Source organism: Wenyingzhuangia gilva, assembly GCF_030519655.1.
Classification (GTDB): domain Bacteria; phylum Bacteroidota; class Bacteroidia; order Flavobacteriales; family Flavobacteriaceae; genus Wenyingzhuangia; species Wenyingzhuangia gilva.
In genome coordinates, this window is sequence record NZ_JAUMIT010000005.1 from 241172 (window position 1) to 252771 (window position 11600).

Here is an 11600-nt window from a genome sequence, read left to right on the forward strand (position 1 = left end):
ACATGAAAAATTTAAAAAGAATATACTCGTTGAGTCTCGCTGTGGTGAGTTCGGTAGTTTTCAGTTTTGTGTCTTCATGTAGCAATGATGATAATGATATTTCTTCATCTTCTTCAGCTACGCCAGAAATTACAAAGGTGTTTGAGGCAGGAGATGTTGATTTTACTCCTGTAGATTTAGGGTATCCAAATAAAACCTATGTAATTCAAGGATCTGGATTGTCAGGAATTAATAAAATTTATTTTAATGGGGTTGATACTTATTTTAATCAAACTTTTGTAACCGATAACAATGTATTTGTAACCATAGATTTAGATACGCCTTATGCGGGTGATGAAATTACCAATGAGTTAAAAATTGTAAGTGCTAACGGAAAAGAAGCAAAAATTCCGTTTGTAATAGCTCCTCCTGCACCACTTATCATAAAAGGATTTAATCCTATTAATGCAGCAGAAGGGGATGAGATTACCATTTATGGTAATTTTTTCCTGAATCCTGAAGTTGCAATTGGAGATGTTGATGTACCTGTAGTGTCAAGTACTTTAACGGAAATTGTGGTAAAGGCTCCAGCAAATTCAGAAGACAAGAAAATTACTGTAACTACAATTTCTGGAGAGGCTGTTTCTACTCAAGCCATAGGATCTGCATTGTATGACGATGAATTAAGAGGAGATGCTGGACATTGGACATGGGATGGTTCTGCAATTATAAAAGATTATTCAGAAGATAGTGCTCAAGGGGTTAATAGTATGAAATTTGAATTAGGAGGATGGAGTGGTGCTGACTTCAAGTTTAATTCAAGAGATGTCTCAAAGTACAAAGCGTTTAGGTTAAGAGTAAAAAGTCTTACAGATAATGCAGGAGCTAGTGTCAACCTTGTTTTTGGAGGTTGGGCTTATCAAATTCCAACAGCTATGACATCAGCTTGGACATATTTAGAGGTTCCTTTTTCTGCAATTGGAAATCCAACTACTTTTGACCAACTAACCATTCAAGAATCTGGTAATTTCGGAGGAAATACTTTCTTGTTTGATGATATGGGATTTGTATTAAAGTAATAGTTGAGTTAGTTAATAGTAATCAAGGCCCTATTTTTGTTTGTTTAAATAGGGCCTTTTTAAATGTTAAAAAATGAATAAAAAAATCGTTTTATTTTTGTTTCTATTATCATTAAATATCAATGCACAAAAGTTTGATGGTTTGGCAGAAACTCCTCCAATGGGATGGAATAGCTGGAATACCTTTGGTACGGATATAAATGAAAAATTGGTAAAAGACATTGCTGATCAATTTATAGAATTAGGACTTAAAGATGCAGGATATGAATATATTGTTTTAGATGATGGTTGGATGTCTAAAGAACGCGATGTTAATGGTGATTTGGTAGCAGATCCAATAAAGTTTCCTAGCGGTATGAAAGTCTTAGCAGATTACATTCATTCAAAAGGTTTAAAATTTGGTTTATATAATTGTGCAGGTTCTAAAACTTGTGCAGGTTATCCAGGAAGTCGTGGACATGAGTATCAAGACGCAAAATTGTATGCATCGTGGGAAGTAGACTATTTAAAATATGATTGGTGTAATACAGGGAAAATTAATGCAGAAAGTGCTTACATAACTATGAGAGATGCTTTGAAAGCTGCTGGGAGGCCTGTGGTATTTAGTATTTGTGAGTGGGGTGATAATGAACCATGGAAATGGGGGAAAGAAGTTGGCCATTTATGGAGAGCTACTGGAGATATTATTAATTGTTGGGATTGTGAAATAGGACATGGTTCTTGGAGTTCTTCGGGTGTTTGGACAATTATCAATATGAGAAAAGACATCAGAGAATCGGCGGGTCCTGGACATTGGAATGATTTTGATATGATGGAAGTTGGAAATGGAATGACTGCTGCTGAAGATAGAAGTCATTTTGTAATGTGGTCTATGTTGGCTTCTCCTTTAATTATGGGGAATGATTTAAGAGAAATGTCTAAAGAAACTTTATCAACGCTTATTAATAAAGAAGTGATTTCTGTGAATCAAGATAAATTAGGGATTCAAGGGTTTAGATTTTCTAATGAAAATAAGATGGAAATCTGGATAAAACCTTTAGATAATAATCAATGGGCATTGTCTTTTGTTAATATGTCAGATGATGCTGTAGATTTTGTTTTTGATTGGCAAAAACATCCTTTGTCAGATGATGTGAATGGAAGGTATTTAGATTTAAATAAAGAGGTGTATGAGGTTAGAGATTTAACTCACCATCAAAACTTAGGAGATACTTCTAAAAAATTAAAAGCAAAAATTGCTTCACATGATGTTGTAGTGGTTAGAATTGGTAAGTAAATTTAGTATTTATATAAACAAAAACAGCATCAATTTATTGATGCTGTTTTTGTTATTTTCTTTTAGAAGAGTCTCTAACAATAAGTTCTGCTTTTAAAATAGTTTTATTTAGAACAGGTTTCCAGTTTTTGTCATTCACTCTTTTTAAAAATTGTTGAGCTACTAATTTTCCAATTTCTTTGTTATGTTGAGAAATGGTGGTAATTGTTGGTCTTATTAATGAGGTAAAAGGTTCGTTACTAAATCCAACCAAAGCAATTTCTTCGGGAACTTTAATATTGTTTTCTTGTAATATTTGTAAAGCTCCTAAGGCAGCATAATCACCAGCAGCATAAATAGCATCGGGTCTATTAGGTAGTTTTAGTAATTCTTTAGTTTTTTCTCTTCCATTTTCAAGAGTAAGATTACTTTCTTTAATAAGATTGGTGTCTAAAGGTAGATGATGCTTTTCTAAAGCATCAACATATCCTCTAATTCGATTCTTGTAGATCCTTGTTTGACTCAAACCTGCTAAATGAGCAATTCTTTTACATCCTTGTTCCACCAAATGTTCTACAACCAAGTGACTACTTTCATAATCATCAATACCAATATAATCTACCCCAATGTCATTTTCACCTCTATCATATAGTATTAAAGGGATTCCTTTTGATTTTATTTTTTCATAATGACTAAAGTCAATGGTTTCATTAGCCAAAGAAGCAATAATTCCATCTACTTGTGTTTGAAGTAAGGTTTGAATATTTCTACATTCTTTATCATAAGATTCGTTTGATTGAGTAATGATGACATTATATCCTTCCTTGTTTAGTTCGTTTTCTATGCTTTCTACCACCGTAGAAAAGAAATAACTATTTGTTTTAGGCACAATAATTCCAACCAAATTACTTTTACCACTTCTTAAAGCAGAGGCTAGTTGATTGGGTTGGTATTCTAACTCCAAAGCTACTTTTTTAACAGCTTCTTTGGTTTTGTCGCTAATTCTGGGATTATCGTTTAAAGCTCTAGAGACTGCTGATGGGGTAATCTTCAAAACGTTAGCAATATCTTTTATGGTAGTTTTTCTTTTGTTTTTCAAAATATTACTTATATTTGTTCAATCGTTTGAGCAAATGTAAATATAAATACGTTTTTATTCAATATTTACAAGTTTTATTTTTAAATTTCTAACTTTATGACAATCAGTGGGTTTTTGAGGTTAGATTTTTTAATTAGAACCTGTTCAATCGTTTGAACAATAGTGAGAAATTTTAATATTGAATGAAATATATAGTTTGTGAAGAACCTGGTGTTTTTCTGTTAAAAGAAAAGCAAGTGCCTGTTCCAGAAGAGAATGAGGCTTTGTTAAGAGTTAAAAAAGTAGGGATCTGTGGTACAGATTTACATGCATACTCTGGAAATCAAGCTTTTTTTACATATCCAAGAATTTTGGGGCATGAATTGGCTTCTGAAATTGTAGAAATTGGAGAGAATGATAAAGGATTAAAATCTGGAGACAGAGTTGTGATTATGCCATATGTAAGTTGTGGAAAATGTGTAGCCTGTCGTAACGGAAAAACCAATTGTTGTACCGATATTAGTGTTTTAGGAGTTCATTCCGACGGAGGAATGCAAGAGTACATTACGGTTCGTAAGGATTTGCTATTGCCTGCTAATCAATTAAGTTATGATCAAATGGCTATTGTAGAGCCTTTAGCTATTGGAGCGCATGCCATTCGAAGGGCTAATGTGCAAAAAGGAGAAACAGTTGTGGTAGTAGGTTGTGGTCCTATTGGAATTGGAATGGTAAAATTAGCACAAATTGCCGGAGCAAAAGTTATTGTTTTAGATGTAAATGATGACCGATTAAAATATACCAAAGAGGAAATAGGAGCAGATTATGTTATTAATGTGAATGATCAACCTGTTGAGAAAATTATTGAAATTACGAACGGAGACATGGCAACTGCTGTTTTTGATGCCACAGGTTTTAAAGGAGCTTTAGAAGTAGGAGTTGATTATATGTCGCATGGAGGAAGGTATGTTTTGGTGGGGTTGTCTAAAGGAGATTTAAATTTTAATCATCCAAAAATTCATGCCAAAGAAACAACTATTATGTGTAGTAGAAATGCAACTACTGAAGATTTTGAACATGTTATCAATGTTTTAAATCAATTTCCAACAGAGTCATTTATTACTCATAATGTTCCGTTTACAGAAATGATATCACATTTTGATAGTTGGACAAAGCCAGCTACAGGAGTAATCAAAGCAACGGTAGATTTTTAATAAAAAATAATATAATAGAAATAAGATTCAAATCATAAACATGAAGAAAAAGGATCACAAAGTCATCACCTTTGGTGAAATTTTAGGAAGATTGTCTCCTCAAAATAATTTAAGATTTAGTCAGGCTACAAATCTTGAAGTTAATTACGGAGGAGGTGAGTTTAATGTTGCTGCATCATTAGCAAACTACGGGATTAGGACTCAATTTATTACAGCTATTCCAGATAACGCTATTGGAGATTGTGTTATTCAAAGCATTAGAAGTAGAAATGTGGGGGCTAAGCATATTCTTAGACAAGGAAAAAGATTAGGTCTTTACTTTTTAGAAAATGGAGCCTCTGGTCGTAATAGTAGCGTGGTTTATGATCGAGAAAATTCTTCTATTTCTGAAGTACAATTAGGACAATTTGATTGGGATATTATTTTTAAAGATGCTACAATTTTTCATTGGAGTGGAATTACACCAGCTTTGTCTCAAACAGCAGCGGACGTTTGTTTGGAAGCAATTAAAGCAGCATCAGAAAGAGGTTTAACCATTTCTACAGACTTAAATTATAGAAGTAAACTTTGGAAATATGGTAAACAACCTAAAGAGGTGATGCCAGAATTATTAAAATATAGTAATATTCTTTTGGCTGACGTAGATACGGCGATGTTTATGTTAGGAAAAGAAAAAATTAACCCTGATTATAGTAAAGATGAAGAGATCAAACTTCAGTTTGATAAAATCATGGAAATGTTACCTAAAGTCCATACTATTGGAATGACTTTTAGAAATTCAGTAAACGCATCACACCAAAGAATAGGTGGTTTGTTATATAAAAATAATGAACTTTATAGAGCTCGTATTAAAGAAATTACACCTGTGGTAGATAGGGTAGGAACTGGAGATGCTTTTATGGGAGGATTGCTTTATGGATTAATTGGTTATGAGGATAATTTACAAAAAGCAGTAGCTTTTGCAACAGCAGCATGTGTTATTAAACATACCATTTTTGGAGATGTAAACAGAGCATCAAAACAAGAAGTAATTGATTTTATGGAAAGTGATGGATCTGCTTTGGTAGATAGGTAGAGAGATGTTGAATTGGTTCATCGATGATCTGATAAACAAACGATTAAACAGCTAAGCAAACAAACAATAAAAAGAATAAACGTTAAATAAAAATGGCACAATATTCAAGAATAGAAGTAGCTCAGGTGATGAAAGAAACAGGAATGGTTCCTTTGTTTTATCATCCAGATGTAGAATTAGGAAAAAAAGTATTAAAAGCGTGTTATGATGGTGGAGCACGTTTGTTAGAATTTACAGCAAGGGGAGATTTTGCTCACGAGGTTTTTGCAGCATTAACCAAATATGCCATTGCTGAATTACCAGGAATGATTATGGGAGTAGGATCTATTACAGATGCTGCTGCTGCTTCATTATATATGTCTTTGGGGGCAAACTTTATTGTGACTCCAGTTTTTAGAGAAGATATTGCCATTGCTTGTAACAGACGTAAAGTAGCTTGGAATCCAGGATGTGGAACCTTAACAGAAATTGCTAGAGCGGAAGAACTAGGGTGTGAAATCGTAAAATTATTCCCAGGAAATTTATACGGACCAGATTTTGTAAAAGGAATTGTAGGACCACAACCATGGACATCAATTATGCCAACAGGAGGAGTTACTACAGAAGAAACTAACTTAAAAGAATGGTTTGATGCTGGAGTGGTTTGTGTTGGAATGGGATCTCAATTAATCAGTAAAAAAGTATTGGCTGATAGAGATTTTGAAGGATTAAAAAAGACAGTCGCTAAAGCATTAGAGACAATTAAAAAAGTTAGAGGTTAAAAAATAATTAATATTTATATCATATGTCAGTTCAATACGCTCAAATAGATCCAAGAGATAATATTATTGTAGCTATTCAAGCCTTAGCAAAAGATACTTTTGTAGAGGTGGCAGGTAAAAGTTTAATGTTAAAAGAAGATATTAAACAAAAACATAAATTTGCTTTAAATGATTTTGCTGTTGGTGATGAAATTATCATGTACGGTGTTTTAATTGGTAAAGCGGTAAAAGAAATTCCTGCAGGGTGTGCCATTACGATTGATAACGTAAAACATGCTTCTTCAGAATTTAAAGAAACTAGTGAGAAGTTTACATGGAAAGCTCCAGATGTATCAAAGTTTAAAGACAGAACTTTTAACGGTTACCACAGAAAAGATGGTAAAGTTGGTACAGGTAACTATTGGTTAGTCATTCCATTAACTTTTTGTGAAAATAGAAATGTAGATGTTTTAGAAGGGGCACTTTCTGAAAAGTTAGGATATGAAACTAAAAAAGATTTTGCTGTTGATACTGATGCTTTAATTCAACAATACAAATCGGGAGCAAGTGCAGACGATATTTTTAATACTCCTATTATTACTACTAAAGAAGAAATGTCTAAAAACAGAGTATTCCCAAATGTAGATGGTATTAAATTTTTAAAACACGATGGAGGTTGTGGAGGTATCCGTCAGGATTCTGAAACTTTATGTAGATTGTTAGCAGGTTACATTACAAACCCTAACGTAGCAGGAGCAACTGTGTTTAGTTTAGGATGTCAAAATGCACAGATAGAAATGTTACAAAATGCGATCAAAGCCATTGATCCTAATTGTGAAAAAACAGTTCACTATTTAGAGCAACAACAAAGTGAAAGCGAACGTGCTTTGATAGAGGAAGCGGTAAAACATACTTTTATTGGTTTAACTGAAGCAAATAAAGTGACTCGTCAACCAGCTCCATTAAGTAAATTGGTTCTAGGTTTAGAGTGTGGTGGTTCTGATGGATTCTCAGGAATTTCAGCAAACCCAGGTTTAGGATATGCATCAGATTTATTAGTGGCTTTAGGAGGGTCGCCAGTATTGTCAGAATTTCCGGAATTAAACGGAGTAGAGCAAGAAATCATCAACAGATGTGTAACTGAGCACGATGCTAAAAAATTCTATGATTTAATGAGAGCTTATTCTGCAGCAGCAGTTGCGGTAGGATCAGGATTTGAAAACAATCCATCTCCAGGAAACATTAAAGATGGTTTAATTACAGATGCTATGAAATCTGCCGGAGCAGCAAAAAAAGGAGGGACTTCTCCAGTAGTTGCTGTGTTAGATTATACTGAGCAAGTAACTAAGCCAGGATTAAACTTATTGTGTACACCAGGAAACGATGTTGAATCTACTACAGGTTTGGTAGGATCAGGATGTAATGTGGTGGTGTTTACTACAGGTTTAGGAACGCCAACAGGAAATCCAGTAGCTCCAGTATTAAAGATGTCTAGTAACACAAATTTATACGAGCGCATGAATGATATCATCGATATCAACGCTGGAACCGTTATTACTGGTGAAGATACTATTGAAAGTATGGGAGAAAAAATCTTAGATCATGTAATTAAAGTAGCGAGCGGAGAAGTAGCTTCAAAAGCGGTTTTACATGGTAATAATGACTTTATTCCATGGAAAAGAGGGGTTTCTTTATAATATAGTGTCAAGTACAAAGTATTGAGTACAGAGTATTCAGTATTTTGTATAAACAATAAATAATTAAAATTAAAATAAAAGAATGAGTAGTACTCCGTACTTAATACTCATTACTCAATACTAAAAAAAATGAATTCATTAAATAGAAAAACAGCAGACGTAAAAACGTACACAGAAAGAATTATCCAATTTGGTGAAGGTAACTTTTTAAGAGCCTTTGTAAACTGGATGTTTCATGAAATGAATCAAAAAGCGGGATTTAACGCAGGGGTAGTTGCGGTTCAGCCAATTGATCAAGGGTTAATTAAAATGTTAAACGATCAAGATGGATTGTATACATTATACTTAAATGGTATTAAGAATGGTAAAGCCATTAGCGAGCACCAAATTATTGATTGTATTCAAAGAGGAATCAATCCTTATGAGAATTATGCTGATTATTTGGCTGTTGCAGAAAATCCTGAATTACGTTTTGTGATTTCTAATACTACAGAAGCAGGTATTTCTTACAATGCTAATGATAAATTAGACGATGCACCTCAATCTAGCTATCCTGGGAAATTAACCGCTTTATTGTATAAAAGATTTCAAACTTTTGATGGAGCATCAGACAAAGGATTGATTTTGATTCCTTGTGAGTTAATCGACAAAAACGGAGATAACTTAAAGAGAATTATTTTACAATATGCAGCTGACTGGAATTTAGGAGATGCTTTTGTTGATTGGATTAACAATGACAATATTTTCTGTAATTCTTTAGTGGATAGAATTGTACCAGGATATCCAAGAGATAAAATGGATGCGATTACTGCAGAATTAGGATACAAAGATAACTTGGTTGTTGAAGGAGAGCAATTCCATTTATGGGTAATTGAAGGACCAGCATCTGTAAAAGAAGAAATTCCTGCAGAAGCTTGTGGATTAAATATTGTGTTTACAGACAATATGGAACCTTACAGAACTCGTAAAGTAAGAATCTTAAACGGAGCGCATACAACTTTAGTGCCTGTGGGTTATTTATATGGAATTGATAAAGTACGTGAGTCTTTAGAGGATGAAGTAGTAGGAACATATTTAAAAAATACAATTTTTAATGAAATTTGTCCAACTTTAGATTTGCCAGAGGCTGAATTAAATCAATTCTCAAACGATGTTTTAGATCGTTTTAGAAATCCTTATTTAGAACATGCTTTAATGAGTATTTCATTAAACTCAACCTCTAAGTTTAAAACAAGGGTTTTACCATCAGTATTAGAGTATATCAAAAGAAAGAATGAGTTGCCAAAAGGTTTGTTATTCTCTTTAGCATCTTTAATAGCTTTTTACAAAGGAGATAGAGATGGTGAAAAAATTGCTTTAAATGATGATCAATCTGCTTTAGACTTTTTTGCAGCACAATGGGCAACAGGTGATATTGTAGAAATTGTAAAAGCAACTTTATCTAACACAGATTTTTGGGGTACAGATTTATCAACTATTGATGGTTTACAAACAACAGTGACTACTTATTTACAGGCAATTGTTGATAATGGAATGAAAGCTAGTTTAGAAGCTTTTATCAAATAAGAATCCTTAACATAAAAATTAAAAAAGGCTCTTAATGTAACAATTAAGAGTCTTTTTTGTATCTATACGTTAAATATTAAAAAGATAAATTTGGAGTTTGAATTTTATTAATTATGTATTTATTTACCAATAAATGTATAATATTTATCATTTGTTCCAAAAAAAGTATCATAAAAAAAAGTTCTATATGATTAGTTTTAAAAATTAAGAATATAGAGTATTTACTTACAAGTAAAGAGGTCTAACGTTATATGTTTGTAGTTTAAAATGAAAGATTTAGTAATAGATTCACATCAGCATTTTTGGAATTACAATTCCGAAAAACACAGTTGGATAGATGATGAAATGGCAATCATCAGGAAAGATTTTTTACCAGAAGATTTAAAAGTCGTTTATCAAGAAAATAAGGTTGATGGCTGTGTGGCAGTTCAAGCAGATCAAACATTAGAGGAAACAAATTTTTTGATAGACTTAGCTTCCCAAAACAATTTTATCAAAGGAGTTGTTGGGTGGGTAGATTTTAGGGCTGATGATATTGAGGAGGTTTTAAAACATTACAGTCAATATAATATTGTTAAAGGATTCCGCCATATAGTACAAGGAGAATTAGATCATAATTTTTTATTAAGACCTGATTTTATCAACGGAATTTCTAAACTAGAAAAGCATCATTTTACTTATGATATATTGGTGTTTCCACATCAGCTAGGAGCCGTTTTAGAATTTGTAAAACAATTCCCAAACATTAAATTTGTGATAGATCATATTGCCAAACCTTATATAAAAGATGGTTTTTATGAGGGTTGGGCAGCTTTAATGACTGAAATAGGAAAATGCCCAAATGTGTATTGCAAAATTTCGGGAATGATTACAGAAGCTGATTATAAAACATGGACTTACAATCAATTAGAACCATATATGCAATTGGTTTTAAATGCTTTTGGATCAAATAAAATCATGTTTGGTTCTGATTGGCCAGTTTGTTTGGTCGCTGGGAATTACACAAGAGTAAAAGAAATTGTAACCACATTTATTTCAAAATTAAGCACTCAAGAACAAGCAGCAATTATGGGAAATAATGCTGCAAATTTTTACAATTTATAATTAAGAAAAATGGATTTAAAACTAACAAATAAAGTAGTTGTAGTAACAGGAGCAGCTGGAGCAAAAGGAAGTATTGGTGAAACCATTGCACAGGCTTTGGCAAATGAAGGAGCGATTCCAGTAATTGTAGATAGAAACGATAGAGGTTTTACTTATGTTGAAGAGTTTCAAAAAAGAGGAATTGATTCCATATTTATCAAAACAGATTTGTCAGATTATACACAAATAGAAAAAGCAGCTAAAATTATTGAGGAAAAATATGGTAGAGTAGATGCTTTAATCAATAATGTTGGAATTAATGATGGGGTAGATTTAGATGGCTCTATGGAAGATTTTATGTACTCTTTAAAAATAAACATGGTTAGCTTTTTTGCGATGACTAAATATTGCTTGCCAATGATTAAAAAGGCAAAGGGTAATATTCTAAATATTGGTTCTAAAGTAGCCTTAACAGGTCAAGGAGGAACTTCTGGTTATGCAGCTGCTAAAGGGGGCGTGTTTGGATTGACTCGTGAATGGGCGGTAGATTTAATAAAATTTGGAATTCGTTCAAATGCTATTGTAATTGCAGAAAGTTGGACCCCAGCTTACGATACATGGATTAAAACTTTAGATAATGCCGAAGAAAAATTAAAATCTATTGTAGAAAAAATTCCATTGGAACATAGAATGACTACTCCACAAGAAATAGCAGATCAATGTTTATTTACCATTTCTTCAAAATCATCTCATACAACAGGACAATTTATTACGGTGGATGGTGGATATGTACATTTAGATAGATCGTTACTTACCGAATAATCTTCATCATCCTAA

Annotated in this window: 10 protein-coding genes; 9 read left to right on the plus strand and 1 reads right to left on the minus strand. The window is 32.8% G+C overall.

Translation table 11 applies throughout. The features are described from left to right. Nucleotides 1-2: 2 nt before the first annotated feature. Together QVZ41_RS11040 and QVZ41_RS11045 are read left to right on the plus strand one after the other, a co-directional pair. Nucleotides 3-1058 carry an IPT/TIG domain-containing protein gene (locus QVZ41_RS11040; RefSeq protein WP_302884634.1) on the plus strand — a complete coding sequence of 352 codons (1056 nt, stop codon included), beginning with the start codon at nucleotides 3-5 and terminating at the stop codon, nucleotides 1056-1058. Between the two features lie 73 nt (nucleotides 1059-1131). Beyond that, nucleotides 1132-2334 carry a glycoside hydrolase family 27 protein gene (locus tag QVZ41_RS11045; RefSeq protein WP_302884635.1) on the plus strand — a complete coding sequence of 401 codons (1203 nt, stop codon included), beginning with the start codon at nucleotides 1132-1134 and terminating at the stop codon, nucleotides 2332-2334. 52 nt (nucleotides 2335-2386) lie between these two features. On the opposite strand, the gene QVZ41_RS11050 is transcribed toward QVZ41_RS11045, so the two are convergent. Then, complete coding sequence (locus QVZ41_RS11050) at nucleotides 2387-3412, minus strand: LacI family DNA-binding transcriptional regulator (RefSeq protein ID WP_302884636.1); 1026 nt, start codon at nucleotides 3410-3412, stop codon at nucleotides 2387-2389. 182 nt (nucleotides 3413-3594) lie between these two features. Here QVZ41_RS11050 and QVZ41_RS11055 point away from each other — a divergent pair, with 182 nt between their 5' ends. The 7 genes from QVZ41_RS11055 (at nucleotide 3595) to QVZ41_RS11085 (ending at nucleotide 11585) form a co-directional block, all read left to right on the plus strand. Continuing rightward, nucleotides 3595-4602, plus strand: coding sequence for a zinc-binding alcohol dehydrogenase family protein (locus tag QVZ41_RS11055; RefSeq protein WP_302884637.1), 1008 nt, complete (start codon nucleotides 3595-3597; stop codon nucleotides 4600-4602). 40 nt (nucleotides 4603-4642) lie between these two features. Further along, complete coding sequence (locus tag QVZ41_RS11060) at nucleotides 4643-5677, plus strand: sugar kinase (protein WP_302884638.1); 1035 nt, start codon at nucleotides 4643-4645, stop codon at nucleotides 5675-5677. Between the two features lie 92 nt (nucleotides 5678-5769). Continuing rightward, the gene (locus tag QVZ41_RS11065; RefSeq protein WP_302884639.1) at nucleotides 5770-6438 is read left to right on the plus strand and encodes a bifunctional 4-hydroxy-2-oxoglutarate aldolase/2-dehydro-3-deoxy-phosphogluconate aldolase; all 669 of its coding nucleotides are present in this window, start codon (nucleotides 5770-5772) and stop codon (nucleotides 6436-6438) included. Nucleotides 6439-6461: 23 nt separating this feature from the next. After that, the gene (locus tag QVZ41_RS11070; RefSeq protein WP_302884640.1) at nucleotides 6462-8114 is read left to right on the plus strand and encodes a UxaA family hydrolase; all 1653 of its coding nucleotides are present in this window, start codon (nucleotides 6462-6464) and stop codon (nucleotides 8112-8114) included. Between the two features lie 129 nt (nucleotides 8115-8243). Continuing rightward, entirely contained in the window at nucleotides 8244-9680 is a 1437-nt protein-coding gene (locus QVZ41_RS11075; protein ID WP_302884641.1) for a tagaturonate reductase, read from the plus strand. 267 nt (nucleotides 9681-9947) lie between these two features. Continuing rightward, a complete protein-coding gene (locus tag QVZ41_RS11080; protein ID WP_302884642.1) occupies nucleotides 9948-10784 on the plus strand; it encodes an amidohydrolase family protein in 837 nt (278 codons plus the stop codon). Between the two features lie 9 nt (nucleotides 10785-10793). Then, the gene (locus QVZ41_RS11085) at nucleotides 10794-11585 is read left to right on the plus strand and encodes an SDR family oxidoreductase (RefSeq protein ID WP_302884643.1); all 792 of its coding nucleotides are present in this window, start codon (nucleotides 10794-10796) and stop codon (nucleotides 11583-11585) included. Nucleotides 11586-11600: the final 15 nt, after the last annotated feature.